This window comes from Clavibacter michiganensis, assembly GCF_002151125.1.
Taxonomy (GTDB): Bacteria; Actinomycetota; Actinomycetes; order Actinomycetales; family Microbacteriaceae; genus Clavibacter; species Clavibacter michiganensis_C.
The window spans coordinates 189136-213399 of the sequence record NZ_MDJZ01000015.1 but is presented as its reverse complement, the minus strand read 5'-3'; the positions used below and the strand labels follow the sequence as shown (position 1 = coordinate 213399).

The 24264-nt window shown below is 72.8% G+C and carries 26 protein-coding genes, 2 tRNA genes and 1 riboswitch; of the genes, 11 read left to right on the top strand and 17 right to left on the bottom strand.

What is annotated here, in order from left to right; all coding sequences use genetic code 11:
* Positions 1-115 precede the first annotated feature (115 nt).
* From pepN to BFL37_RS08815, 3 genes are all read left to right on the top strand, one after another.
* Complete coding sequence (pepN, locus tag BFL37_RS08825) at positions 116-2659, top strand: aminopeptidase N (protein ID WP_086514749.1); 2544 nt, start codon at positions 116-118, stop codon at positions 2657-2659.
* Between the two features lie 159 nt (positions 2660-2818).
* Complete coding sequence (locus BFL37_RS08820) at positions 2819-4108, top strand: mechanosensitive ion channel family protein (protein WP_086514748.1); 1290 nt, start codon at positions 2819-2821, stop codon at positions 4106-4108.
* Complete coding sequence (locus tag BFL37_RS08815; RefSeq protein ID WP_086514747.1) at positions 4108-4503, top strand: globin; 396 nt, start codon at positions 4108-4110, stop codon at positions 4501-4503. Before BFL37_RS08820 ends, BFL37_RS08815 begins: the two co-directional genes overlap by 1 nt.
* A 44-nt stretch (positions 4504-4547) precedes the next feature.
* Here the strand turns inward: BFL37_RS08815 and BFL37_RS08810 are convergent, their stop codons facing one another.
* The gene (locus tag BFL37_RS08810) at positions 4548-5243 is read right to left on the bottom strand and encodes a hypothetical protein (RefSeq protein ID WP_086514746.1); all 696 of its coding nucleotides are present in this window, start codon (positions 5241-5243) and stop codon (positions 4548-4550) included.
* A gap of 83 nt (positions 5244-5326) precedes the next feature.
* Between BFL37_RS08810 and BFL37_RS08805 the strand changes: the two genes are divergently transcribed.
* On the top strand, positions 5327-6232 hold the full coding sequence (locus BFL37_RS08805) for an acyl-CoA thioesterase (protein WP_086514745.1): 906 nt from the start codon (positions 5327-5329) through the stop codon (positions 6230-6232).
* 9 nt (positions 6233-6241) lie between these two features.
* On the opposite strand, the gene BFL37_RS08800 is transcribed toward BFL37_RS08805, so the two are convergent.
* From BFL37_RS08800 to msrA, 6 genes are all read right to left on the bottom strand, one after another.
* Positions 6242-6721, bottom strand: coding sequence for an acyl-CoA thioesterase (locus tag BFL37_RS08800; RefSeq protein WP_086514744.1), 480 nt, complete (start codon positions 6719-6721; stop codon positions 6242-6244).
* A 4-nt stretch (positions 6722-6725) separates the two neighbouring features.
* On the bottom strand, positions 6726-8408 hold the full coding sequence (ettA, locus tag BFL37_RS08795) for an energy-dependent translational throttle protein EttA (RefSeq protein ID WP_086514743.1): 1683 nt from the start codon (positions 8406-8408) through the stop codon (positions 6726-6728).
* A 63-nt stretch (positions 8409-8471) separates the two neighbouring features.
* Entirely contained in the window at positions 8472-8954 is a 483-nt protein-coding gene (locus BFL37_RS08790) for a DUF6993 domain-containing protein (RefSeq protein ID WP_086514742.1), read from the bottom strand.
* Positions 8951-9514: a MarR family winged helix-turn-helix transcriptional regulator gene (locus tag BFL37_RS08785; protein ID WP_086514741.1), complete on the bottom strand. Its 564-nt coding sequence runs from the start codon at positions 9512-9514 to the stop codon at positions 8951-8953. The genes BFL37_RS08790 and BFL37_RS08785 overlap by 4 nt, the downstream gene beginning before the upstream one ends.
* Positions 9515-10051: 537 nt before the next feature.
* On the bottom strand, positions 10052-10300 hold the full coding sequence (locus tag BFL37_RS08775) for a hypothetical protein (protein WP_241533925.1): 249 nt from the start codon (positions 10298-10300) through the stop codon (positions 10052-10054).
* Positions 10301-10407: 107 nt separating this feature from the next.
* Positions 10408-10935 carry a peptide-methionine (S)-S-oxide reductase MsrA gene (gene msrA, locus BFL37_RS08770; protein WP_086514738.1) on the bottom strand — a complete coding sequence of 176 codons (528 nt, stop codon included), beginning with the start codon at positions 10933-10935 and terminating at the stop codon, positions 10408-10410.
* Between the two features lie 170 nt (positions 10936-11105).
* On the opposite strand from msrA, the gene BFL37_RS08765 reads away from it, so the two are divergent.
* Both BFL37_RS08765 and BFL37_RS08760 read left to right on the top strand, forming a co-directional pair.
* Positions 11106-11342, top strand: coding sequence for a hypothetical protein (locus BFL37_RS08765; RefSeq protein ID WP_086514737.1), 237 nt, complete (start codon positions 11106-11108; stop codon positions 11340-11342).
* 84 nt (positions 11343-11426) lie between these two features.
* Positions 11427-12131 (top strand): hypothetical protein, encoded by a 705-nt coding sequence (locus BFL37_RS08760; protein WP_086514736.1) that lies wholly within the window; start codon positions 11427-11429, stop codon positions 12129-12131.
* A 76-nt stretch (positions 12132-12207) separates the two neighbouring features.
* Here BFL37_RS08760 and nadE read toward each other — a convergent pair whose 3' ends face one another.
* From nadE to BFL37_RS08740, 4 genes are all read right to left on the bottom strand, one after another.
* Positions 12208-13029 (bottom strand): ammonia-dependent NAD(+) synthetase, encoded by an 822-nt coding sequence (nadE, locus tag BFL37_RS08755; protein WP_086514735.1) that lies wholly within the window; start codon positions 13027-13029, stop codon positions 12208-12210.
* Between the two features lie 40 nt (positions 13030-13069).
* Positions 13070-13142 (bottom strand) — tRNA-Arg (locus BFL37_RS08750).
* Between the two features lie 14 nt (positions 13143-13156).
* Positions 13157-13456 carry a thioredoxin family protein gene (locus tag BFL37_RS08745; RefSeq protein ID WP_086514862.1) on the bottom strand — a complete coding sequence of 100 codons (300 nt, stop codon included), beginning with the start codon at positions 13454-13456 and terminating at the stop codon, positions 13157-13159.
* A gap of 62 nt (positions 13457-13518) precedes the next feature.
* Complete coding sequence (locus BFL37_RS08740; protein WP_086514734.1) at positions 13519-13734, bottom strand: SCO4848 family membrane protein; 216 nt, start codon at positions 13732-13734, stop codon at positions 13519-13521.
* Positions 13735-13790: 56 nt separating this feature from the next.
* On the opposite strand from BFL37_RS08740, the gene orn reads away from it, so the two are divergent.
* The 3 genes from orn (at position 13791) to BFL37_RS08725 (ending at position 14979) form a co-directional block, all read left to right on the top strand.
* Positions 13791-14411 (top strand): oligoribonuclease, encoded by a 621-nt coding sequence (gene orn / locus BFL37_RS08735; RefSeq protein WP_086514733.1) that lies wholly within the window; start codon positions 13791-13793, stop codon positions 14409-14411.
* Positions 14412-14455: 44 nt separating this feature from the next.
* Positions 14456-14531, top strand: a tRNA-His gene (locus tag BFL37_RS08730).
* A gap of 97 nt (positions 14532-14628) precedes the next feature.
* Positions 14629-14979 carry a metallopeptidase family protein gene (locus BFL37_RS08725; protein WP_086514732.1) on the top strand — a complete coding sequence of 117 codons (351 nt, stop codon included), beginning with the start codon at positions 14629-14631 and terminating at the stop codon, positions 14977-14979.
* Between the two features lie 105 nt (positions 14980-15084).
* On the opposite strand, the gene BFL37_RS08720 is transcribed toward BFL37_RS08725, so the two are convergent.
* From BFL37_RS08720 to BFL37_RS08695, 6 genes are all read right to left on the bottom strand, one after another.
* Positions 15085-15357 (bottom strand): hypothetical protein, encoded by a 273-nt coding sequence (locus BFL37_RS08720; protein ID WP_086514731.1) that lies wholly within the window; start codon positions 15355-15357, stop codon positions 15085-15087.
* Positions 15358-15366: 9 nt separating this feature from the next.
* Complete coding sequence (locus BFL37_RS08715; RefSeq protein ID WP_086514730.1) at positions 15367-15915, bottom strand: ATP-binding protein; 549 nt, start codon at positions 15913-15915, stop codon at positions 15367-15369.
* Complete coding sequence (locus tag BFL37_RS08710; RefSeq protein WP_086514729.1) at positions 15905-16699, bottom strand: energy-coupling factor transporter transmembrane component T family protein; 795 nt, start codon at positions 16697-16699, stop codon at positions 15905-15907. The genes BFL37_RS08715 and BFL37_RS08710 overlap by 11 nt, the downstream gene beginning before the upstream one ends.
* Positions 16696-18258 carry an ABC transporter ATP-binding protein gene (locus BFL37_RS08705; protein WP_086514728.1) on the bottom strand — a complete coding sequence of 521 codons (1563 nt, stop codon included), beginning with the start codon at positions 18256-18258 and terminating at the stop codon, positions 16696-16698. Before BFL37_RS08705 ends, BFL37_RS08710 begins: the two co-directional genes overlap by 4 nt.
* A gap of 2 nt (positions 18259-18260) precedes the next feature.
* Positions 18261-18920 carry an ECF transporter S component gene (locus BFL37_RS08700; protein ID WP_086514727.1) on the bottom strand — a complete coding sequence of 220 codons (660 nt, stop codon included), beginning with the start codon at positions 18918-18920 and terminating at the stop codon, positions 18261-18263.
* Positions 18921-18954: 34 nt separating this feature from the next.
* Positions 18955-19055, bottom strand: a riboswitch (TPP riboswitch).
* 122 nt (positions 19056-19177) lie between these two features.
* Complete coding sequence (locus tag BFL37_RS08695; protein WP_086514861.1) at positions 19178-19510, bottom strand: spore germination protein GerW family protein; 333 nt, start codon at positions 19508-19510, stop codon at positions 19178-19180.
* A 206-nt stretch (positions 19511-19716) separates the two neighbouring features.
* Between BFL37_RS08695 and glgX the strand changes: the two genes are divergently transcribed.
* Positions 19717-21921: a glycogen debranching protein GlgX gene (gene glgX / locus BFL37_RS08690; RefSeq protein WP_086514726.1), complete on the top strand. Its 2205-nt coding sequence runs from the start codon at positions 19717-19719 to the stop codon at positions 21919-21921.
* Positions 21918-24263 (top strand): malto-oligosyltrehalose synthase, encoded by a 2346-nt coding sequence (treY, locus tag BFL37_RS08685; protein WP_086514725.1) that lies wholly within the window; start codon positions 21918-21920, stop codon positions 24261-24263. Before glgX ends, treY begins: the two co-directional genes overlap by 4 nt.
* The last annotated feature ends 1 nt before the right edge of the window (position 24264 follow it).

Here is a 24264-nt window from a genome sequence, read left to right as displayed (position 1 = left end):
TCCGAAAGCGGCGCATCTCCGCCCGCGCACCCGCGGTCCCGACCGCCCGGTGCGCCCTCCCGCGAGGCGCGTCCGCACGCACGGCCCACCCACCTCACGGACGAGCAGGAGCACCATGCCAGGAGAGAACCTCACCCGCGCCGAGGCCGAGGAGCGCGCCGCGCTGCTGGCCGTGTCCGAGTACGACGTGACGCTCGACCTCACGCGCGGCGCGGAGGTGTTCGGATCCACCACGACCGTGCGCTTCACCGCCACGGCAGGCGCGTCCACGTTCATCGACGCGATCACCCGCACCGTGCACGCCGTGACCCTCAACGGCCGCGAGCTCGACCCGGCGGACGTCAGCGACGGCGTGCGGATCCGCCTCGACGACCTCGCGCAGGAGAACGAGCTGACGGTCGTCGCCGACGCCATGTACACGAACACCGGCGAGGGCCTGCACCGCTTCGTGGATCCCGTGGACGACGAGGTCTACCTCTACTCGCAGTTCGAGGTCCCCGACTCCCGCCGCATGTTCGCGGTGTTCGAGCAGCCCGACCTCAAGGCCGTCTTCCGCTTCACGGTCACCGCGCCCGCGCACTGGGAGGTCGTCTCGAACTCCCCCACGCCCGAGCCGACCGCGGCCGCCGACGGCGCGTCCACCTGGACGTTCGAGCCGACGCTGCGCATGTCGAGCTACATCACGGCCCTCATCGCGGGCCCCTACGGCGTCGTCCGCAGCGAGCTGACCTCGAGCGACGGCCGCACGATCCCGCTCGGCGTCTTCGCCCGCAAGTCGCTCATGGAGCACCTCGACGCCGACTACGTGTTCGAGAAGACCCGCGAGGGCTTCGCGTTCTACGAGGAGCGCTTCGCGTACCCCTACCCGTTCCCCAAGTACGACCAGCTCTTCGTCCCCGAGTTCAACGCGGGGGCGATGGAGAACGCGGGCGCCGTCACGTTCGTCGAGAGCTACGTGTTCCGCTCCAAGGTCACCGACGCGGTGAAGGAGCGCCGGGTCACGACGATCCTGCACGAGCTCGCGCACATGTGGTTCGGCGACCTCGTCACGATGAGGTGGTGGGACGACCTGTGGCTCAACGAGTCCTTCGCCACATACATCTCCACGCTCGCGACCGCCGAGGGCACCGAGTGGACGGGCGCCTGGACCACGTTCAACGCCGGCGAGAAGTCCTGGGCGTACAACCAGGACCAGCTGCCGAGCACGCACCCGGTCTACGCGACCATCAACGACCTGGAGGACGTGCAGGTCAACTTCGACGGCATCACGTACGCCAAGGGCGCCTCGGTCCTCCGCCAGCTCGTCGCCTACGTCGGCCAGGACGAGTTCCTCGCGGGCGTCGCGGCGTACTTCCAGCGCCACGCGTTCGGCAACTCGACGCTCCGCGACTTCACCTCGGAGCTCGAGGGCACGAGCGGCCGCGACCTCGAGCGCTGGACCGACCTGTGGCTGAAGACCTCGGGCGTGAACACGCTGCGCCCCGAGATCGCGACGGACGAGGACGGGGTGATCACGTCGTTCTCGGTGCTGCAGGAGGCGGCCGCCGACTACCCGACCCTCCGGCCGCACCGCCTGGCCATCGGCTTCTACGAACTGCGCGACGCGAAGCTCGTCCGCACGGATCGGTTCGAGCTCGACGTCGACGGCGACCGAACCGACGTCGCCGAGCTCGTCGGCCGCCAGCGCCCGGCGCTCGTGCTGCTCAACGACGACGACCTGACCTACGCGAAGGTCCGGCTGGATCCCGCGTCGCTCGAGGTCGCGATGCGCCACCTGGCGGCGTTCGACGACTCGCTCGCCCGCTCGCTCGTCTTCGCCTCGGTGTGGGACGCGACGCGCGACGGCGAGATCCGCGCCCGCGACTACGCGCGCCTGGTGCTCGACAACATCGCGACCGAGGACGAGTCCACGGCCCTCCGCTACGCGCTGGCGCAGCTGACCGTCGCGGCGACCACCTACTCGGCGCCCGACCACCGCGCCGAGCTGCTCGCGACGGTCGCGTCCGAGCTGTGGGCGCTCACCGCGCAGGCGGCCCCCGGATCCGACAACCAGTTCCAGTTCCTGCGCACCTTCGCGCAGGTCGCCCAGGAGCCGGCGCAGCTGGATCACGTGCAGGCGCTCCTCGACGGCACCGAGACGCTGGAGGGCGTCGAGGTCGACGCGGATCTCCGCTGGGAGCTGCTGACCGCGCTCGTCGCGGGCGGTCGCGCGGGCACCGCCGAGATCGACCGGGCCCTCGCCGCCGACCGCACGGCGACCGGCGCGCAGTCCGCGGCGCAGGCCCGCGCGGCGCTCCCCACCGCCGAGGGCAAGCAGGCCGCGTGGGCGTCCGTGTGGGAGGCCGACACGGAGCCGAACACGATCGTCCGCACGACCGGCCTGGGCTTCCGCCGCGCGGCGGACGTCGAGCTGCTGCGCCCGTACGTCGGCGCGTACTTCGACGCTCTGCAGGGCGTCTGGGAGTCGCGGAGCTACGCCATCGCGGCGGCGCTCATCGGCGGGTTCTACCCGTCGCCGCTCGCCGACGAGGAGCTGCGCGACGCGACCGTCGCGTGGCTGGACGCGAACCCCGAGCCGCCGGCCCTCCGCCGCCTCGTCAGCGAGCTGCTGTCGGGCGTCGAGCGGGCGCTCCGGGCGCAGGCGAAGGACGCCGAGTAGCCACCGCTCCACCCGAGGGGGACGGTCGCGCCCGCGGCCGTCCCCCTCGTCGTCCCGCCGGCCGCACCTGCGCACGGACCCAGGGCCGGCCGGGGACGCCGCCGGTACACTCGGCCGGATGACCTCCCCTCTCCTGATCCCCGTCGGAAGCGCGCCGCGATGGACCTGAGCATGGTGTGCTGCGGCGACGGCTCGTTCTTCTCCACCTGGGGCGACCTGATCAAGATCGTGTCCTACATCGTCGGCGGCCTGCTGCTGCGGTGGATCCTGCTGGTCGTCATCCGCAACACGGTCTCCCAGATCGTGTCGGGGGTGAAGAAGCGGCAGAACGTCGACGACACGCAGTCGATCCAGTCCTCCCCGCTGACCGCCGTGCGCGTCGTCCAGCGCACCCGCACCCTGGGCAGCGTCCTCAGCAACATCACCACGGTCGTGATCGTGATCATCGTGCTGGCGCTGGTCGTCGACACGGCGCAGCCCGGGATCCTCACCTCCCTCGCCCTCCTCACCGCCGCCCTCGGCGCGGGCCTGGGCTTCGGCGCGCAGAACATCGTCAAGGACATCCTCAACGGCCTGTTCATGGTGGTGGAGGACCAGCTCGGCGTCGGCGACGTCGTGGACGTGGGCCCCGCCACGGGCGTCGTCGAGACGGTCGGTATCCGCATCACGACGCTCCGCGACGTCAACGGCACGCTCTGGTTCGTGCGCAACGGCGAGATCCTCCGGGTCGGCAACATGTCCCAGGGCTGGGCCCGCGTCGTCATCGACCTCGCCGTCCCCTACGACACCGACGTCCAGGCCGTGCAGGAGCGGATGCTCGCGACCGCGACGGAGCTCGCGTCCACCCCGAAGTGGCGCTCGCGCATCGTCGAGAAGCCCGAGCTCTGGGGCATCGAGTCGGTCGCAGAGTCGGCTGTCGTGATCCGCGTGGTCGTGAAGACCCGCAGCAACGCGCGCGACGACGTCTCCCGCGAGCTCCGCGCCCGGCTGAAGGCCAGCCTCGACGCGATGGGCGTCACCCTCCCGTCCCTCACCGCCGTCGTCCTCACCGGGTTCGACAGCGCGGCGAGCGTGGGCGGTGCGCATCCTCCGCGCACGGCGTCGACGCCCGTGCAGCAGCCCGAGGCACCCGCGCCGAGGAAGCGGGCCGCACGCAAGGCCGCCCAGCGGCCGCCGGCCGCGCGGCTGAGCGCACCGGAGGGCCCCGCGTCGCCCGTCGTCCGCGGCGCCGCCGGGCCCCCGCAGGACCCGCGCGCGACGAGCGTGATCCCGCAGCAGGATCCGGTCCCCGACACCCGACCCGATGGCGAGGACGAGGTCACCGCCACCTGGACCGTGCTCCCCGAGGATCCGGGTCCCGCGGATCAGGCCACCGACGCCGCTCCCCCGAAGCCGCCGCGCGCGCCGCGCCCGCCGCGCAAGCCCGCCACGCCGCCCGAGGAGTCCTGATGGCCGACCTGCTCGCGAGCTCGTTCTACGACGACGTCGGCGGCCGGCCGACGTTCGAGAGGCTGGTCCGGGAGTTCTACCGCGGCGTCGCGGAGGATCCCGTCCTCGTCGCGATGTACCCGGAGGAGGACCTCGAGGGCGCGATCCAGCGCCTCACGGGGTTCCTCGAGCAGTACTGGGGCGGGCCCACGACCTACAGCGACGAGCGCGGCCACCCGCGACTGCGGATGCGGCACATGCCGTTCCGCGTCAACCCGGACGCGCGCGACCGCTGGCTCGCGCACATGCGCGTGGCCGTCGACTCGCTCGACCTGTCGCCGATGCACGAGGCGCAGCTCTGGGACTACCTGGAGCGCGCCGCCCACGCGATGGTCAACACGTTCGACGAGACCTGAGCGGATCCCCGCCCGGGTCGGCGGAGGGCGGCGGCAGCGGCTCCCTAGAGCCGGCGGACCAGCACGTGGCCGCGCGCCGTCGTGAGTCGCGTCCACGGACCCGTGCGGAAGACCGCGGCGGGCGGCTCCTCGTCGTCCGGCGCGGCGTCGGGGGCGGGATCGGGGCCGAGGAAGCCTAGGCTGAAGGCCGCGAAGGCACCCCCGGCGAGGACGTCGGGCGCTCCCTCCACGGGTCGGCCCCACACCTCGCCGCGCACGCGCGCGACGATCTGCTCGCCGATGCCCGACGGCACCGCGGCGGCCACCTCGTCGATGCCCGCCCGCGCGGCGGCGCGGAGCACGGCCACGGGCGCGTCCGCGACGCGCTCCCACCCGGCGCGAGGCGGGGAGATCCCCGCCCATGGCGCCGTGGCGGTGTCCGGCGGCACGAGCACGCCGACGGACTCGCCCGGGGATCCGGTCGCCGGCCCCTCGAGGCGCGCCAGCCGGTCGAGGAGCGCGCGGATCGGCACGACGCTGTCCACGGGCGCCTGGGTCTCGGCCGCGAAGGTGCGGAGGCCGAGCACGGTGGGCGATCGGTCGAGGAGTCCGGCGGGCTGCAGCACCGAGGTGTAGACGGCGAGCACGCCACCGGATCCGATGAGGCGCACGGCCCCGTCGTCGACGCGGGCGGAGCGGCCGAGGAAGGTCTGCAGATCGCCGAGGGCGAGGGCGTCCCGGAGGGCGAAGGAGGGCGTCATGGCGTGTCTAAGCTACTGGATGCGCCCGTGCGATCCGCCGGGCGCCCGGCTGCCCGAAGCCGGACCCGCCAGGCGGAGGACCCATGACCGACCACGCATCCGACATCCCGGACGACGGGCCGCTCGCCGGCCTCCTCACCGCGCTCGACCTCACCGACACGGGCGCCCGCACGAGCGAGGACATCTCCACCGGGCCGTCGCAGTGGATGCCGATGGGCCGCGTCTTTGGCGGCCAGGTGCTCGCGCAGTCCCTCGTCGCGGCCATGCGCACCACGGACGCCGACCGCCGCCCGCACAGCATGCACGGCTACTTCCTCCGGCCCGGCGACGTCACGAAGCCCATCACCTTCTCGGTCGACCGCATCCACGACGGGCGCTCGTTCTCTACCCGCCGAACGCAGGCGTACCAGGACGGCCGCCCGATCCTGTCGATGATCGCCTCGTTCCAGGACGCGGACGAGGGCCTCGAGCACCAGGCGCCCATGCCCGAGGGCATCCCGGAGCCGGAGTCGCTGCCGAGCGCGCGCGACGTGCTCTCCCGCATCGACCACCCCGTCGCCGCGCACTGGGCGAACGACCGCCCCTTCGACATGCGCCACGTCGAGCAGCCCGTCTACTTCGGCGCGGCCCCGGACCGCGTCGCGCACCAGGCCGTGTGGATCCGCGCCATCGGCCGTCTGCCCGACGACCCGGCCGTGCACCTGGCGTCCCTCGCCTACGCGAGCGACTACTCGATCCTCGAGTCCATCTACCGCCGGCACGGCCTCTCCTGGGCGACGCCCGGCATCAAGGCCGCGAGCCTCGACCACGCCATGTGGTTCCATCGCTTCGGCCGCGCCGACGAGTGGATGCTCTACGTGCAGGAGTCCACGAGCGCGCAGGGCGGCCGCGGGCTCTCGCTCGGTCGCATCTACTCGCGCGACGGCGTGCTGCTCGCGAGCGTGGCGCAGGAGGGGATGGTCCGGGTCCCGCTCGCGGACCGCGGCTGACCGGCCGGCTCAGCCGCGTCGGCTGAAGGCGACCGGCTCCTCGACGTAGTCGGCCCACGCGGCGCGCTCGTCGTCCGTGATCCGACGGGGCCTCCCGGTCGCGGAGTCCACCAGCACGATGGTCGTCGTCGCACGGGCGTACAGCGCGGCGGGCTCGACGCCCACGGGGGTCCGCACCTCGTAGCAGGCCTCGAGGCTGGACCCGCCGAGCCGCCCCAGCCACACCTGCACGTCGAGCGGCCGGCGTCCGTAGGAGATGGGCAGCAGGTACTCGATCTCCTGCCGGGCGATCATCGTCATCGTCGCCGCGCCGGCCGTCGCGTCGATGAGCGCCATCCCCGGATCCACGCCGTCGCCGTCGTCGTCACCCCGCCAGAAGGCGCGGACGCGCGCCTCCTCGAGGAGACGGAGGACCTCCACGTTGTTCACGTGGTCGTAGGCGTCGAGGTCGGCCCACCTGAGATGGACCGGGACGTGGACCCGGGTCATGGGATCAGTCGCGCGTGAGCTTGCGGTACGCGGAGCGGTGCGGCTTCGCGGCGTCCGGGCCCAGGCGCTCGATCTTGTTCTGCTCGTAGGACTCGAAGTTGCCCTCGAACCAGTACCAGGCCGCCGGATCCTCCTCCGTGCCCTCGTAGGACAGGATGTGCGTCGCGATCCGGTCGAGGAACCACCGGTCGTGGGTGATGACCACGGCGCAGCCGGGGAACTCGAGGAGCGCGTTCTCGAGGCTGCCGAGCGTCTCGACGTCCAGGTCGTTGGTGGGCTCGTCGAGCAGCAGGAGGTTGCCGCCCTGCTTGAGCGTGAGCGCGAGGTTCAGGCGGTTGCGCTCGCCACCGGAGAGGATGCCGGCCTTCTTCTGCTGGTCCGGCCCCTTGAACCCGAAGGTGGAGACGTAGGCGCGCGCGGGGACCTCCTGCTTGCCGACCTGGATGTAGTCCTGGCCGTCGGAGACGACCTCGAAGAGCGACTTCTCCGGGTCGATGCCGCCGCGGCTCTGGTCGACGTAGGAGATGTCGACGGTGTCGCCGACCTTCAGCTCGCCGGAGTCGAGCGGCTCGAAGCCGACGATGGTCTTGAACAGCGTGGTCTTGCCCACGCCGTTCGGGCCGATCACGCCGACGATGCCGTTGCGCGGCAGCGTGAACGAGAGGTCGTCGATGAGGACGCGCTCGCCGAACTGCTTGTGCAGCTTCTTCGCGTCGATGACCTGCGAGCCGAGCCGGGGGCCGACGGGGATCTGGATCTCCTCGAAGTCCAGCTTCCTCGTGCGCTCCGCCTCGGTCACCATCTCCTCGTAGCGCGCGAGGCGCGCCTTGGACTTGGCCTGGCGGCCCTTGGCGTTGCTGCGGACCCAGTCGAGCTCCTCGGCGAGGCGCTTGGAGAGCTTCGCGTCCTTCTTGCCCTGGACGCTGAGGCGCTCCTGCTTCTTCTCGAGGTAGGTCGAGTAGTTGCCCTCGTACGGGTAGAGGCGACCGCGGTCGACCTCGGCGATCCACTCGGCCACGTGGTCGAGGAAGTACCGGTCGTGGGTCACGGCGAGGACGGCGCCCGGGTACTTGGAGAGGTGCTGCTCGAGCCAGAGCACGCTCTCGGCGTCGAGGTGGTTGGTGGGCTCGTCGAGGAGCAGCAGGTCGGGCTTCTGCAGCAGCAGCTTGCAGAGCGCGACGCGGCGCTTCTCGCCGCCGGAGAGGTTCGCGACGGAGGCGTCTCCCGGCGGGGTGCGGAGCGCGTCCATCGCCTGCTCGAGCTGCGAGTCGAGCTCCCAGCCGTCGGCGGCGTCGATGGCCTCCTGCAGGGTGCCCATCTCGGCGAGCAGGGTGTCGAAGTCGGCGTCGGGCTCGGCCATGGCCGCGGCGATCTCGTTGTAGCGGTCGACCTGCGCCTTGAGCGGGCCGACGCCCTCCTGGACGTTCTCGAGGACGGTCTTCGACTCGTCGAGCTCGGGCTCCTGCATGAGGATGCCGACGGAGTAGCCGGGCGAGAGCTTCGCCTCGCCGTTGCTGGGGGTGTCGAGGCCCGCCATGATCTTGAGGATCGTCGACTTGCCCGCGCCGTTCGGCCCGACGACGCCGATCTTCGCGCCGGGGATGAACGACATGGTGACGTCGTCGAGGATCAGCTTGTCGCCGACCGACTTCCGGGCGCGGACCATCGAGTAGATGTATTCAGCCATGGGAGCGAGTCTATTCAGTGCGGCGGACCCCGGACGCCGCACGTGGACCCCGTCGCCGCGCGCTCACCAGTCGATCGAGCGCGTCTGCCCGACCAGGCAGCGATCCGAGGAGAGCACCGGCTCCACATGGGCGCTGAAGCCGTCCTGCGCCCGCTGCCCGATGAGGCAGCCGTCCTGCAGCCGCACCGACACGAGGATCGAGTCGACGGAGTTGCCGAGGGGCGTGGCGTCGGCGGTGACCTCCATGCGGTCCTTCGGAAAGCCCGCGGCGACGAGCGCGTCCACGAGGGCGCGGCCCTGCGCGTTCGGGTCCGCGGCGACGACGCCTCCCGCGGTCGCCTCGAACGCGGGCAGGTTGCCCTCTGCCGTGCCGTCCGGGTCCACGGGCGCGATGGTGGGCGCGGCCGGCGACGCGCCCGGGTCCACGCCCTCCGTCACGGCGGCGGACGCCGTCGGCTCCGGCGCGGCGGGCGACTGCGTGCAGGCCGAGAGGAGCAGGGCGCCGAGGAGCGCCGGCGCCACGAGGGCGCGGCTGACGCGAATCACGCGGCGGGCTCGTCGGCGCGGGCCTGGTCGCCGTCGCGGTCGGGTGCCGGGGGGATGGCGAGGTCGTCGCCTCGGGCGCTCCCCCGGCCGTCGTCGAGGGAGGATGCGCTCATGCTCGCGAGGATATCCCGTGCGATGGCCTCGAGCTGCGAGGTCTGCTCCGGCGTCAACGGATCGAACACCGTGCGGAGCACCTCCTCGGCGTGTCCCGGGGCCGCGGCCTCGAGGGTCGCGCGGCCCTCGTCGGTGAGCTCCGCGAGCAGGCTCCGGCCGTCGTGCGGCGACCGCGAGCGGCGGACCCACCCCAGCTGCTCCAGCCGGGTCACGGCGTGGGAGGTGCGGCTCGCCGACGCCTGGAGCGCCCGGGCGAGGACGCTCATCGGGAGCGCGCAGCCGTCCGCCTCGGAGAGCCGCACGAGGATCATGTAGTAGGCGTGCGGCATCCCGGAGTCACGGAGGAGCTCGCGCTCGATGCGCTCGCTGACGTGGTTCAGCGCGACGATGACCGTCCGCCAGGCGCGCTGCTGGTCCGGCTCGAGCCACCGGGGGGATCCGCTCATGGTGCGATCCTAGGCTCCGGCGCCGCCGACGACGCGGACCCCGATCGGGCGAGCACCGTCTCCGCCACGAGCTCGACGGCGTCGTCCTCGGGCCGGCCGGCTCGTCGCGGCACGAGATCCCCCACGACGATCACGTCGTCTCCGATCGCGAGGCGCCCCAGCGCCCGGCACGCCCCGGCTCCGGAGCACACGACGAGGAGCGGGGCGTCGGCTACGTCGGCGGGCACGCGCGGCATCTCTCGGCGGTGGGTCGACCCTCGCCCGGAGCGTCCACCGACGAGCAGGCTGGTGACCTCCCAGCCCTCCGTGGTGCGGACGTGACGCGGGGGCCGGACCACGGACCCGTGCAGCGCGACCACCGTCCGGATCGACAGCGACTCCGCTCCACGCTCCGCGCCGTCCACCAGCATGCGTCCCCCGTCCGGCGATCGGTCGACCGCGGACGCAGCATGCGGGACCGCGACGTCGTACCGCCCGCCGCGCGCGGATCGCGGGACCCGTGCCACGCGCCTCCGCTGGGGAGGAGCGGGCGGCGGCTCAGTGCTCGGAGAAGCGGAGGTCGTCGTGGCCGGCCCGGAGGGCGGCCTTCGCGATCTCGAGCGTGGGATAGGTGCCGGCGACGACGCCGCGGTGCAGTGACCGCACCTCGTAGCCGTCCTCGTGCGAGTGGATGGAGGCGATCGCCCCCGTGGCCCCGAAGGCCACCCAGGTCTTGCCCGCCGTCCGCGGGATGCCGCTCGTGGTGCTGGTGGTCGTGCTCGTGCTCGTGCTCGTGCTCGTGGTCATCGACATCGTCGTCGTCCCTCCTGCCCGGGCTCCGTCGCCCGGACGTGCCGATCGTACGCCGACGCCCCGCGGCCGTACAGGCCGCGGGGCGTCGTGGAGCACGTGGATCAGGCGGCGCGCACGTACTGCGCGAACGACTTCCGCACCTTGTTGACCTTGGGCACGGCGACCGCGTTGCAGTAGCCCTGGCCCGGGTTCTTCGCGAAGAAGTCCTGGTGGTAGTCCTCCGCGTCGTACCAGGTGCCGACCGGCTCGATCGTGGTGACGGCGGTGCCGTCCCACAGCTCGCCGGCGCGCGCGATGGCGTCGCGGAACAGCTGCTCCTGCTCCGCGTCGGCCGGGAACATGGCCGAGCGGTACTGCGTGCCGACGTCGGCGCCCTGGCGGTTCAGCTGGCGCGGGTCGTGCAGCGTGAAGAACACGTCGAGGATCACGTCGGCGGGGATGACCTCCTCGTCGAAGACCACCTTCACCGCCTCGGCGTGACCGGTGGCACCCGTGCACACGGCGTCGTAGGAGGGGTGGGCGGTGTGCCCGCCGATGTAGCCGGAGATGACGTCCTGGACGCCGTCGAGCGTGCGGTAGACCGCATCGAGGCACCAGAAGCAGCCGCCGGCGAGGATGAATGTCTGCATGAGAGATGAACCTACTTCCCGTCGACGCGCGCGAGGTCCGCGGTGGTCGACATGGGAGGGAACCGTCATCGGGCGGCTCCCATTCCATGCCCCCTCGATGTCGGTGGTCGCCCGTAGCTTCGGTGACATCGGGACACCGCCGGGCCGGCGGCGCACGGACGGAGGACACCATGCCCAGCATCACCTACACCCCCCTGGCGCGCTCGGCGGCCCAGGTCCGCGAGCTGCACGACGGGCTCCTCCGCGTCACCCGGCCGGACGGCGCCGTGCTGGGGTACGTCGAGCGCATGCACGATCCGCAGGGCGAGCGCTTCCGGGCGAAGCGACTGCGTCGGGACGCGCAGGGGTTCGTGCCCCTCGGCGACTTCTGGGCCCTGCAGGACGCGGTCGACTGCCTGCGGTTCTGAGGCCCGCGGCTGCGGGCGGGTACCCGCGCGACGCGCCCGCGCCGCCTCCCCGTGCGCGACGGGAGCCCGGGGTACGGTCGCCGCATGCAGTGGTGGAATGATCTCCTCGATGCCCTCGCGTCCGAGCGGGGCACGCAGCTCCTCTCCGGCGTCGTCGTCCCCTTCGTCGCCATCGTGGTGGCCGGCGTGCTCGCCGCCCTCATCGCGCGCGGTGCCACGCAGCGGATCCTCACGCGCCACGACCGCGAGGTGAAGGCGGCCGCCATCGGCGTGCTGGTCGATGCCGCGCGCCAGGCGTCCGTCTGGGACGGGCTCACGGCGCAGGAGCGCGTGCTGGCCGACCGCGCCGCCGGCGAGGCCGACATCCGCATCCGTCTGCTGCCCGTCAAGGGCGCTGCCACCGCCGCCACCTGGGCCGCGCACGAGATCACCGAGTTCAAGCGCGGCAGCGGGAGCTTCGGCTTCCAGTTCGACGCGCAGCTCGCCGAGTTCCGCGACCGCATGGTCGAGTGGCAGCACCACCCGGGTCGTGCGCGCAAGATCTTCCAGGGCGACATCAGCCGCTGGCAGTTCGAGGACGACCAGCCCACCGCCGACGCCCCCGCGGCTCAGCCCGACCGACGCCAGGCCGAGCCGACCGCGATCGCTCCCGTCCCGGTGCCGTGGCGCAGCGGAGACGACCAGCCCGCCGCGGAGCGCCGGGTGGAGTCCCCCGACGAGCAGTACAGCCCGCCCGTGCCCTCGTCGGCAGCCGCCAACTCGCGCACCGCGGAGAGCGAGCGCCGCTGACGCCCTCGACCGGACGCGACGACGCCCCGCACCTCTTTCGAGGGGCGGGGCGTCTTGGCGTCCGGTCAGGCCGGGATCATCTCCACCAGTCGTCGAACATGCTCGCGGGGACGCGCCTCTTGTGCTCGGTGCTCGCGTAGCGGGCCTCGATCGCCTCGGCCACCTCGTCGTCGACGTCCCGGCCCTCGAGGAAGTCGTCGATGTCGGCGTACGTGAGGCCGAGGTTCGCCTCGTCGGTCTGGCCGGGGGTGTCGTCGAGGAGGTCGGCGGTGGGGGCCTTGAGGTACAGGCGCTCGGGCGCGCCGAGGTGCTCGAGCAGCGCACGGCCCTGGCGCTTCGTGAGGCCCGTCAGCGGGAGCAGGTCGGCGCCGCCGTCGCCGTACTTCGTGAAGAAGCCCGTGACCGCCTCGGCCGCGTGGTCCGTGCCGATCACCAGCAGTCGGGCCTGGCCGGCCAGCGCGTACTGGGCCACCATGCGCGAGCGCGCCTTGACGTTGCCCTTGGTGAAGTCGGTCATCGCGTGCCCGGCGGAATCGGCGTACTCCGCCTGGAAGCCGTCGACGGCGCGCTTGATGTCGAACACGACGCTCGACTTCGGCTCGATGAAGGAGAGCGCCAGCTGCGCGTCCTCCTCGTCGGCCTGCACGCCGTACGGGAGGCGGACGGCGACGAACTCGGCGAGGAGCCCCTCGGCGGCGAGCTCCTCGATGGCGAGCTGGGCGAGGCGCCCGGCGAGGGACGAGTCCTGCCCGCCGCTGACCCCGAGGACGAAGCCCTCGGCCCCGGTGGACCTGAGGTAGGCCTTGAGGAAGTCGACGCGCTTGCGGACCTCGTCGGCGGGATCGATGGTCGGACGCACCTCGAGGGCGGCGATGATCTGTGACTGGATGTCGCGCATGCGATGAATCTACGGCCGATCGCGCGCATCCGACAGCGGGTCCCCCCGGCGCGACTCGAACGCGCAACCGTCGGATTAGAAGGCCGATGCTCTATCCATTGAGCTACAGGGGGTCGAGACGAGGGTACTACGCGGGGTCCCGGCGGTCCCGGGCGCCCTGGGAGCCGGGCGGCGTCGCCCCGTCCATCGCCCGCACCACCGCCTGCAGCACCTGCGGGGCGGTGGGCACGCCCTCCGCGCGGAGCACCTCGCGGTCGCCGGCGCGCACGATGATCGTGGGCGTGGAGCGGATGCGCTGCTCCTCGGCGAGGTCCGGGTGAGCCGCCACGTCGAGCTCCTCGATCGGGAGCCAGGGCACGAGCCGCCGGACCTCGCCGAGCACTCGGCGGGTCGACTGGCACGGGACGCAGAACAGCGAGGAGAACATCAGGACCCGCACGCCGTCGGCGGCGACGGGCGCCGGCGATCCCGGCGTGCGCTCGTCGGAGGTCAGGAGACGAACGCCGCGACGGCGGCGACGATCGACACGAGGGCGAGGAGCAGGGACACGGACACCAGCACGAGGTGCACCGTGAAGAAGGGGGTGCGGGAGCCGTCCGCGGCGCGAGCGCGCGGGTCCTTCGCGACCCGGTTGAGGAACTGCGGCCAGACGACGACGTTCCAGACGCCGTTGACGATGAGGAGGACGGCGAGGAGGGTGATCACTCCCCCATGGTAGGCGGCGCATCGGGGCGGCCCGGGCCCGCCGATAGGATCGGGGGATGGGCAACAACGCGGACCGGCTGGTGTGGATCGACTGCGAGATGACGGGGCTCGACCTCGCGATCGACGAGCTGGTGGAGGTCGCGGTGGTCGTCACCGACTTCGACCTCGTGCCCGTGGACGACGGCTTCACGATCGTGATCAACCCCGATCCCGCCGCGCTCGCCAACATGGGCGAGTTCGTCACGGAGATGCACCGGTCCTCCGGGCTGCTCGACGAGATCCCCGCCGGGGTGAGCCTCGCCGACGCCGAGTTCGCGGTGCTCGAGTACCTGCTGCAGCACGTGCCGAACGGCGGCAAGGCGCCCATCGCCGGCAACACCATCGGCACCGATCGGGCCTTCCTCGCGAAGTACATGCCGCGGGTGGACGCGCACCTGCACTACCGCAGCGTCGACGTCTCCTCCATCAAGGTCCTCGCCAAGGAGTGGTTCCCCCGGATCTACTTCAACTCCCCCGCCAAGAACGGCGGCCACCGGGCACTCGCCGACATCCTCGAGTCGATCCGCGAGCTCGAGTACTACCGTCGCGCGGCCTTCGTGCCGGCGCCGGGACCCACGTCCGACGACGTGCAGTCCATCGCAGCGGACGTCACGTCCGCGTGGGCCCCGCGGCTGTAGTATCCTCATTCATGGCCGTCCGCGAGAGCGGGATCGGCCGCATGGTGGGCGTAGCTCAGTTGGCAGAGCGCTGGCTTGTGGAGCCGGAAGTCGCGGGTTCGAGCCCCGTCGTCCACCCCACCGGGAAGGGCCGGGATCCGAGAGGGTCCCGGCCCTTCCGTCGTCTCCGGCCCGCCCGGCCGACGGCTCCCCCATCGGCGTGTGGGAGGCTGGATCCGTGCTGCACTGCGATCCGGACGACTTCGAGCGGCTGGTGGTCGACGAGCTGGACGAGCTGCCGGACGAGATGGTCGACGGGCTCGACAACGTCGTGTTCGTGGTCGAGGACCGGCCCGAGGACGGGTCGCTCGACCTGCTCGGCCTCTACGACGGCGTCGCCATGACCGAGCGCGGCCAGTACGGGTTCGGCGAGATGCCGGATCGCATCGTCGTCTACCGCGAGCCGCACCTGCACGAGGCCGAGGACATGGACGCGCTGCGCGACCTCGTCCACGTCACGCTCGTGCACGAGATCGCGCACTTCCACGGCATCGACGACGCACGGCTGCACGAGCTCGGCTGGGCCTGATCCGCCGACGCCCACGCGTCGCCGGCCGGACGCACGACGACCCCGGTCACCGCGTCACGGGCCGGGGTCGTGGACGGGCGCCTCAGGCGCCCGGGAGGACGGGGATCAGAGCTCGAGGGACTCGTCGTCGCCCTCGCCGAGGACGTCGTCGCTGCCGTCGGGCACGAACGTGTAGGTGACGCGCTGCTCGCCGGCGACCTCGGACACCGCGCCCGCGCGGTACTGGAACAGCGACTCCTTGCCCTCCACGGCGGACATCGTGCTGATGGTCTCGTCGTGCTGGCCGTCGACGAGGACGCGGGTCTCGGTGGTGCCCTCGAGGGGGCCGTCGGCGAAGACGGCGAGGTAGCGGACGTCGGACGGTGCGGAATCGGTCATGGCCTCAGGCTACCCGGACGCCGCGACGGCGTCCGTGCGGACGACGGCGTCGGCCAGGGCGCGCGGATCCTCCCGGGCCACGTGCGCGCGCCACTGGGCGTCCCACCGCTCCCACTCGACCGCGAAGGACGCGCCGTCCCGGGCGATGGCGCGGGCCCGGCGGACGGCGTCGTCGGCCTCGACCCAGATGCGGTGCGTGGCGAGGCGCGCGGCGGCGCGAGTGAGGGATCCGCAGCCCTCGACCACGAGCGGGCGCACCGGGTCCAGGTCGTGCCACTCCGCCGGCGCGTCCGCGTGCCAGTCCCAGCGGCGCCAGCGCGGGCGTCCGCCCCGACGCATCTCGGGCAGGACGTGCCGCTCGAGGTGCCGGGACGCCGCCTCGAGGCCGTCCCAGCCGGGGTAGACGTCGTCGAGCCGGAGGAGCTGGGCGCCCGCGGGCAGGTGGGCGTCCGCGTCCCCGTCGCGCACGAGGACGTCGGCGAGGGTCGACTTGCCGGAACCCGACGGGCCGTCGACGAGGACCAGCGCCGGGCGCCGCTCCCGCGGATCAGGCCGCAACGAAGTCCCACGTCCCCGCGGCCACGGCCGCGGTCACCGAGCCGGCGGCGACGAGCACGGCCACGGCGAGCACGAGCGCCTCGCGCCGACCGACCACGCTGGGGCGCGCCCACGTGCGGGCGGTGCTCCCGCCGAAGCCCCGGGCCTCCATCGCGGTCGCCAGCTTGCTGCCGCGCCGGATCGAGAGCACGAGGAGGGCGAAGGCCTGGCCGGCGAACCGGCGGACGCGGCCGCGGTCGGCCACGCCCCGCGCGCGGCGGGCGAGCTCGAGCGAGCGCCAGTCGTCGAGGAGCAGGCCGACGAGCCGGACGCCCGCGAGGGCCCCGAGCACGAAGCGCGACGGCAGCCGCCCGACCTGCGCCAGGCCGTCGGCGAGGTCCGTGGGATCCACGTTCGAGAAGAGGATGAGCGACGCGACGCCGATGGCCAGCACGCGCAGCGTCGTCGCCACCGCCAGCAGCACCGAGCCCTCGCTCACGACCACGAGCAGGAACTGGGCGTAGACGTCGCCGGACGTGCGGCCGTAGAGCAGGATCGTGAGGCCGGCGCCGGGGGCCGCGATCCAGATGGGGATGCCGCGGACGAGGAACGCGCGCGGCCGGATCCCCGCGAAGGGCAGGAGCAGCAGCTCGAGGACGAGCGCCGCGCCGGCCGAGACCACGTCGAGGCTCAGCACGAGGGCGAGCGTCAGCACGAGGGCGGCCGCCAGGCGCGCGACGGGGTTCACCGCGGCGAGGCCGGTCGCGCGGGCGACGGGGACGGCCGCGGCGGGGCCGGCGCTCATCGCACGACCTCGAGGCGGCCGGCCCGGTCCGGGGCGGCGTCGAGGCGGAGGACGTCGTCGGCCAGCGCACGGACGAGGTCCGCGTCGTGGGTGACGGCGAGGACGCCGACGCCCTCGCGGTCGACGAGGTCGGCGAGGAGCTCGACGAGCTCGGCCCACGTCCGGGCGTCCTGCCCGAACGTCGGCTCGTCGAGGACGAGGAGCCGGGGCGCCGTCGCGAGTGCCGTCGCGACGGAGAGGCGCCGCTTCTCGCCGCCGGAGAGGGTGAAGGGGTTGGCCTGCGCGAGGCCGTCGAGGCGCAGGCGGAGGAGCAGCTCGTCCACGCGGCGCGCGGCGTCCGCGGCATCCATGCCCACGGCGCGGGGCCCCACCTCGAGCTCCGCGCGGACGGTGGCGGCGAGGAACTGGTGCTCGGGGTCCTGGAACACGGTCCCGATGCGGGAGGCCAGCTCGCGGGACCGCCAGGCGGCGGGATCCGCGCCGAGCCCGTCGGCGAGGCCCGCCTCCGCGACGACCCGGCCGGACAGCGGGGGCAGCAGGCCGCCGAGGGTCAGCGCGAGCGTGCTCTTGCCTCCGCCGTTCGGCCCGGTGAGCGCGGTGACCCGGCCGGAGGAGAGCGCCGCGTCGATGCCGTCGGCGACGACGGTGCCGCGCGGCCCGCCGCGCCCGACGGCGAGGCCCTCCGCGCGCACGAGCGCGTCCGTCGCGGCCCGCTCCCGCACGGGCGCGGCGGGCTCCCGCCCCGGCACCCAGACGCCGGCGGCGGCGAGCGACGCGCCCTGGTCGCGGAGGACGTCGTCGGGCGCGCCGTCGGCGAGGATCCCGCCGTCGGCGGCGAGCACCACCACCCGGTCGACGAGGTCCTGCCACACCGCGACCCGGTGCTCGATGACCACGAGGGTCGCGCCGGTCCGCTCGACCACGGACTCGACGGCGCGCCGCACCTCGCCGACGCCCTCGGGGTCGAGGTTCGCCGTCGGCTCGTCGAGGAGGAGGAGGCCGGGGCGCATGGCGAGGACCCCGGCGAGGGCGAGGCGCTGCTTCTGGCCGCCGGAGAGCGCGGTCGTGGAGCGGTCGAGGGCGACGTCGAGGCCGACGGCGTCGAGCGCCGCGCGGACGCGGACCCAGATCTCCTCGCGGGGGACGCCGAGGTTCTCGCAGCCGAACGCGACGTCGTCGCCGACGCGGGACAGGATCACCTGCGCGTCCGGGTCCTGCAGCACGAGGCCGGCGCGGCCCCGCCGGGTGGTCGGATCCTGCCCGTCCACGCGCAGCGAGCCGAGGGTCTCCCCCTCGTCGTCACCGCCGAGGACGCCCGCGAGGGCGTGCATGAGCGTGGTCTTGCCCGCACCGGACGCGCCGAGCAGGAGGACGCGCTCCCCCGGCTCGATCGCGAGGTCGACGTCGCGGACGGCCCACGCGCTCCGGCCGGCGTGCCGCCAGCCCCAGCCCTCGGCCCGCACGGAGGCACCGCCCGAGGCCTCGGCCGACGCTTCGGGCCCGCCGAGCCCGACGCGGGATGCGCCGACGGACGCCGGTCGACGATCCGGCCGCCGCACGGTCAGACGCGGGCCGCGGTGTCGCGGCCCGAGGCGAAGCGCGAGAGCGCGCCGGTGCGGGCGAGCGCCCGGGCGACGAGCCAGGAGAGCAGGCCGGCGATGACCGCGCCCGAGACGAGCGCCGCCGTCGTGTAGATCGTGGCGAACAGCGGCGTGGATCCCGGGTAGTAGGTGATGAGGTCGGTGATCGCCATCCCGAGCCCGGCGCCCATGCCCGCGAGCACGGCCACGTAGGCGCGCCAGTTCGCGTAGAGGAAGACGAGGAGCACGAGCTCCGCGCCGAGGCCCTGGGTGAGGCCGGAGAGGAGCGTGCCCACGCCCCAGACGTTGCCGACGAGCATCGACACGAAGGCCGCGAGCAGCTCGCCGTACAGGGCCGCGCCAGGCTTGCGGATCACGATGCCCGTGAGGACGCCCGCGAAGAGCCAGCCGCCGCCCGCGAGGGCCTGCAGACCCGGCAGCAGCGGCTGGAAGAAGCCGCTCACCGGCACGGACGCCGTGTTCCAGAGGACGAAGACGAGGCCGCACGCGACGCCGAGGACGCTGGCGACGACGATGTCGATGACCCGCCAGCGGGCGCGGAGGCCGGAGCGGAGTGCGCGCGGGCCGGTGTCGGGGGCGCCGGACGGGGCGGATGCGGTGGAGGAGGGTGATGCGGTCATTGACGTGCCCTTCGAAGGAGTGGAAGAGGGCACGGGTGCGAGATGGAAGCCTCCCTGCGCTGGCATGATCCAGATCAGGTTCGACGGTCGAAGATTGGTGATCTTCCTCTCAGCCCGGCTCACCGGACTCCCGTGTTCACGGTGAGCCTAGCGCGCGGTCGACGCGCCCGGGGCGCAGGGCGCGAGCACGGCCCCGGACGCACGGGAGCGCGGGTGCCCGCGGGCACCCGCGCTCCGCGGTGGTCGTGAAAGGAGGGCTACTTGAGCGTCTTGATGAGCTTGACGAGGACCTTGCCCGAGATCCAGATGACGGGCGTGGCCACCGGGAGCAGCGCGATGACGTTGGGCTGGAAGCGCACCTCGCCGTCGGTGGCGACGTAGGCGCCGATCGGCCACGTGGCGCCGCCCCCGCCGCCGCCGCCCGCGACGTTGCCCTCGGAGTCGGGGAGGTCGCTGCCCCCGCCGAAGCCGTACCAGGCGAATGCCACGGGCACGATGGTCGAGCCGTCGATGTCGAGGGGGTCGCCGTAGACCGTCCCCACTCCGGCGTTCTTCACGTTCTCTGCGAGCTGTGCGACGAGGTTGGTCATGCGTCCCACCGTACCCCGCGACGCCCGATGGATGCGGGGCGATCCGGGTCCTCACGGTACCCTCGCCCCTGGTGCGTCGCTGCGTCGCATCCGGCCTCCCTGCCGCTGCGGCCACGCGGATCCACCGCCTGCCCCGCCCCCGACGGACCCCGTGCACGCACCCCCGCGCGCCGTCGGCGGACGAGTCGACCCAACTGGAGGACCACTTGAAGACCTGGCCCGGAAACCCCTACCCGCTCGGCGCGACCTTCGACGGGAGCGGCACGAACTTCGCGCTCTTCAGCGAGGTGGCCGAGAAGGTGCAGCTGTGCCTCATCGAGGAGGACGGCACTGAGACCCGCGTCGACGTCACCGAGGTCGACGCCCACGTCTGGCACTGCTACCTCCCGCACGTGCAGCCGGGACAGCGCTACGGCTACCGCGTCACCGGGCCGTACGAGCCCGAGGACGGCCACAGGTCGAACCCCGCGAAGCTGCTGCTGGATCCGTACGCCAAGGCCACCTGCGGCGAGTTCGACTGGCACCCGTCGCTGTTCGCCTACGAGTTCGGCGACCCGTCCAGCCGCAACGACGAGGACTCGGGCCCGCACATGATGCTCGGCGTCGTGGTCAACCCGTTCTTCGACTGGGACGGCGACCGCCTCCCCCGCACCCCCTACAGCGAGACCGTCGTCTACGAGGCGCACGTCAAGGGCCTCACGCAGCTCAACCCGCGGATCCCCGAGGAGCTGCGCGGCACCTACGCCGGCATCGCGCACCCCGCGGTCATCGACCACCTCCAGAAGCTCGGCGTGACGGCCATCGAGCTCATGGCCGTGCACCAGTTCGTGCAAGACAACACGCTGCTCGAGAAGGGCCTCCGCAACTACTGGGGCTACAACACCATCGGGTTCTTCGCGCCGCACAACGCCTACTCGTCCACGGGCGAGCTCGGCCAGCAGGTGCAGGAGTTCAAGTCCATGGTGCGCGCGCTGCACTCCGCCGGCATCGAGGTCATCCTCGACGTGGTCTACAACCACACCGCCGAGGGCAACCACCTCGGGCCGACGCTCTCGTTCAAGGGCATCGACAACCAGGCCTACTACCGGCTCATGGAGGACGACCCCACGTACTACATGGACTACACGGGCACCGGCAACTCGCTCAACGTGCGCCACCCGCACGCGCTGCAGCTGATCATGGACTCGCTCCGCTACTGGGTCACCGAGATGCACGTCGACGGCTTCCGCTTCGACCTCGCCTCGGCGCTCGCGCGCGAGTTCTACGACGTCGACAAGCTCGCGACCTTCTTCGAGCTCGTGCAGCAGGATCCGGTGGTGTCGCAGGTCAAGCTCATCGCCGAGCCCTGGGACGTGGGCCCCGGCGGCTACCAGGTGGGCAACTTCCCGCCGCAGTGGACCGAGTGGAACGGCAAGTACCGCGACACCGTGCGCGACTTCTGGCGCGGCGAGGCCTCCTCGCTCGGCGAGTTCGCGGCGCGCATCACGGGCTCGGCCGACCTCTACGAGCACTCGGGGCGCCGGCCGGTGGCGTCGATCAACTTCATCACCGCGCACGACGGCTTCACGATCGCGGACCTCGTCTCCTACAACGAGAAGCACAACGAGGCCAACGGCGAGGACAACAACGACGGCGAGAGCCACAACCGCTCGTGGAACATGGGCGTGGAGGGGCCGACGGACGACCCGGAGGTGCTGACGCTCCGCGGCCGCCAGCAGCGCAACATGCTCGCGACGATGATCCTGTCGCAGGGCGTGCCGATGATCCTGCACGGCGACGAGCTCGGCCGCACCCAGCAGGGCAACAACAACACGTACGCGCAGGACAACGAGATCAGCTGGGTGCACTGGGACCAGGCCGACCAGCCGCTCGTGGAGTTCACCGCCTCGGTGGTGCGCCTGCGCAAGGAGCACCCGACCTTCCGCCGCGGGCGGTTCTTCGACGGGCGTCCCGTGCGCCGCGGCGAGGGGGAGCCGCTGCCGGACATCGTGTGGCTCGACGCCGACGCGACGCCGATGGTCGACGACGACTGGGAGTCCGGCCTCCGCGCGATCGGCATGTTCCTCAACGGGAACGGGATCCGCGGGCGCGACCGCCGGGGCGAGGACATCTACGACACGCACTTCCTCCTCTACTTCAACGCCCACGACGAGCCGGTCGCCTTCACGCTCCCGTCGGACGAGTACGCGGACGCGTGGGAGACCGTGATCGACACCGCGGGCGTCGGAGCCGACTCGACGGCCCTCCGCGCGAGTAGCGTCGTGGAGGTGGCGGCCAAGGCGCTCGTGGTGCTGCGCGCCTACACCGAGCCCGAGGTGGAACCCGACCACTCGGTCGCGGCGAGCCTCGCCGTCCTCACCCACGCGCAGGCCGACCGGCCGGCCGCAGACCCAAGGAGCGACATCAGTTGAGAACCCCCATCTCCACCTACCGGTTCCAGGTGCGGGAGTCGTTCGACCTCGCCGCCGTGGCCGAGCAGCTGCCGTACGTGAAGGACCTCGGCGCGGACTGGGTGTACCTCAGCCCGATCCTCGCGGCCGAGCCCGGATCCGACCACGGCTACGACGTCGTCGACCACTCGCAGGTCGACCCCTCCCGCGGCGGCGCCGCGGGCATGAAGGCCGTCGCGGACCGCGCCCACGAGCTGGGCCTCGGCGTGCTCGTGGACATCGTCCCGAACCACGTCGGCGTCGCGACGCCCGTCGAGAGCGTCTGGTGGTGGGACCTCCTCACGCACGGCACCGCGAGCCGCTACGCCGACGCGTTCGACGTGGACTGGGACTTCGGCGGCGGCAAGGTGCGGATCCCCGTGCTCGGCGACGGCGAGTCCGAGCTGGACGAGCTGATGCTCGTCCGCGGCGACGACGGCACCGTCGAGCTCCGCTACTACGACCAGCGGTTCCCCGTCGCGCCCGGCACGGCCGAGGACGACGCGGACGCCCGCACGGTGCACGCGCGCCAGTCCTACGAGCTGGTCAACTGGCGTCGCGCCGACGCCGAGCTCAACTACCGCCGCTTCTTCGCCGTCAACACGCTCGCGGGAATCCGCGTCGAGCTGCCGCGCGTGTTCGAGGAGTCGCACGCCGAGATCTCCCGCTGGTTCCGCGAGGGCCTCGCCGACGGGCTCCGGGTCGACCACCCGGACGGCCTGCTGGACCCGAAGGGCTACCTCGACGACCTCGCCCGCATCACGGGCGGCGCGTACGTACTCGTGGAGAAGATCCTCGAGCCCGGCGAGACGCTGCCCACCGACTGGGCCACCGCCGGCACCACGGGCTACGACGCGCTCGCGGAGATCGACCGCGTGCTCGTCGACCCCGACGGCCAGGTCGAGCTCGATCACCTCGAGGCGTCGCTCCGCGGGCTGCCGCAGGGCGAGCTCACGAGCTGGGCCGACATGATCCGCGGCACGAAGCGCGGCATCGCCGACGGGATCCTCCGCAGCGAGGTGCTCCGCCTCGAGCGCCTCGTGGAGGACGCTCCCACGGACGCCGCCGACGCGCTCGCCGAGCTGCTCGCGACCTTCCCCGTCTACCGCAGCTACCTGCCCGGCGGGATCCAGCACCTCGAGGAGGCCGCCGAGGCCGCCCGCACCAGCCGGCCCGACCTCGTCGCCACCATCGACGCGCTCATGCCGCAGCTGTCGGATCCGTCCACCCTCGTCGCGCAGCGCTTCCAGCAGACGAGCGGCATGGTCATGGCCAAGGGCGTCGAGGACACCGCGTTCTACCGCTACTCGCGCCTCGTCTCCCTCAACGAGGTCGGCGCCGACCCGTCGATCTTCGCGATCGACGTCGACGACTTCCACGCGCGCCAGCAGGAGCGCCACCGCATCGCGCCGCACGCGATGACGACGCTCTCCACGCACGACACCAAGCGCGGCGAGGACGTCCGGGCCCGCATCGACGTGCTCTCCGAGACGCCGGAGGCCTGGCGCGACGCGCTCGGCCAGCTGCGCGAGGTCGCGCCCACCGGCGACGGCCCGTTCGAGAACCTGCTCTGGCAGACGCTCGTCGGCACCTGGCCCGCGTCGCGCGAGCGCCTCCACGCGTACGCCGAGAAGGCGTCACGCGAGGCCGGCGACTCGACCACGTGGACCGCGCCCGACGAGGCCTTCGAGGAGCGCATGCACGCGCTCGTCGACGCCGCGTTCGACGACCCGCGCGCCCGCACGATCGTCGGCGGGCTCTACGACCGCCTCTCCGGCCCCGGCTGGTCGAACGCGCTGGCGGCGAAGGCCATCCAGCTCACGGCACCCGGCATGCCCGACGTCTACCAGGGCAGCGAGCTGTGGGAGACGAGCCTCGTGGATCCCGACAACCGCCGCGAGGTCGACTTCGGCATGCGCCGCGCCGCCCTCGACGCCGTCCTCAAGGGCGCCGAGCCCGCGATCGACGAGACGGGCGCCGCCAAGCTCCTCGTCACGGCGCGCGCGCTCCGCCTCCGCCGCGACCACCCGGAGCTCTTCACGGGCTACGAGCCCGTGCGCGCCACCGGCGACGCGGCGGCGCACGTCATCGCCTTCGACCGCGGCGGGGCGATCACCGTCGCCACCCGCCTGCCCGTCGGGCTGGAGTCCGGCGGCGGGTGGGGATCCACCACGATCACGCTGCCCTACGGCGAGCTCGTCGACCACGTGAGCGGTCGCCGCCTCGACGGCGGGCGCGTGTCCGTCGCGGCGCTCCTCGCCGACTACCCGGTCGCGATCCTCGCGCCCGCATCCACCGCCGCCGACCTCACCCCCGGGAGCTGAG

Excerpts from the sequence above, each read along its gene's own strand:
- pepN (WP_086514749.1), top strand. The coding sequence starts at position 116 with ATGCCAGGAGAGAACCTCACCCGCGCCGAGGCCGAGGAGCGCGCCGCG.
- BFL37_RS08820 (WP_086514748.1), top strand. The coding sequence starts at position 2,819 with ATGGACCTGAGCATGGTGTGCTGCGGCGACGGCTCGTTCTTCTCCACC.
- BFL37_RS08815 (WP_086514747.1), top strand. The coding sequence starts at position 4,108 with ATGGCCGACCTGCTCGCGAGCTCGTTCTACGACGACGTCGGCGGCCGG.
- BFL37_RS08810 (WP_086514746.1), bottom strand. The coding sequence starts at position 5,243 with ATGACGCCCTCCTTCGCCCTCCGGGACGCCCTCGCCCTCGGCGATCTG.
- BFL37_RS08805 (WP_086514745.1), top strand. The coding sequence starts at position 5,327 with ATGACCGACCACGCATCCGACATCCCGGACGACGGGCCGCTCGCCGGC.
- BFL37_RS08800 (WP_086514744.1), bottom strand. The coding sequence starts at position 6,721 with ATGACCCGGGTCCACGTCCCGGTCCATCTCAGGTGGGCCGACCTCGAC.
- ettA (WP_086514743.1), bottom strand. The coding sequence starts at position 8,408 with ATGGCTGAATACATCTACTCGATGGTCCGCGCCCGGAAGTCGGTCGGC.
- BFL37_RS08785 (WP_086514741.1), bottom strand. The coding sequence starts at position 9,514 with ATGAGCGGATCCCCCCGGTGGCTCGAGCCGGACCAGCAGCGCGCCTGG.
- BFL37_RS08775 (WP_241533925.1), bottom strand. The coding sequence starts at position 10,300 with ATGACCACGAGCACGAGCACGAGCACGAGCACGACCACCAGCACCACG.
- msrA (WP_086514738.1), bottom strand. The coding sequence starts at position 10,935 with ATGCAGACATTCATCCTCGCCGGCGGCTGCTTCTGGTGCCTCGATGCG.
- BFL37_RS08765 (WP_086514737.1), top strand. The coding sequence starts at position 11,106 with ATGCCCAGCATCACCTACACCCCCCTGGCGCGCTCGGCGGCCCAGGTC.
- BFL37_RS08760 (WP_086514736.1), top strand. The coding sequence starts at position 11,427 with ATGCAGTGGTGGAATGATCTCCTCGATGCCCTCGCGTCCGAGCGGGGC.
- nadE (WP_086514735.1), bottom strand. The coding sequence starts at position 13,029 with ATGCGCGACATCCAGTCACAGATCATCGCCGCCCTCGAGGTGCGTCCG.
- BFL37_RS08745 (WP_086514862.1), bottom strand. The coding sequence starts at position 13,456 with ATGTTCTCCTCGCTGTTCTGCGTCCCGTGCCAGTCGACCCGCCGAGTG.
- orn (WP_086514733.1), top strand. The coding sequence starts at position 13,791 with ATGGGCAACAACGCGGACCGGCTGGTGTGGATCGACTGCGAGATGACG.
- BFL37_RS08720 (WP_086514731.1), bottom strand. The coding sequence starts at position 15,357 with ATGACCGATTCCGCACCGTCCGACGTCCGCTACCTCGCCGTCTTCGCC.
- BFL37_RS08710 (WP_086514729.1), bottom strand. The coding sequence starts at position 16,699 with ATGAGCGCCGGCCCCGCCGCGGCCGTCCCCGTCGCCCGCGCGACCGGC.
- BFL37_RS08700 (WP_086514727.1), bottom strand. The coding sequence starts at position 18,920 with ATGACCGCATCACCCTCCTCCACCGCATCCGCCCCGTCCGGCGCCCCC.
- BFL37_RS08695 (WP_086514861.1), bottom strand. The coding sequence starts at position 19,510 with ATGACCAACCTCGTCGCACAGCTCGCAGAGAACGTGAAGAACGCCGGA.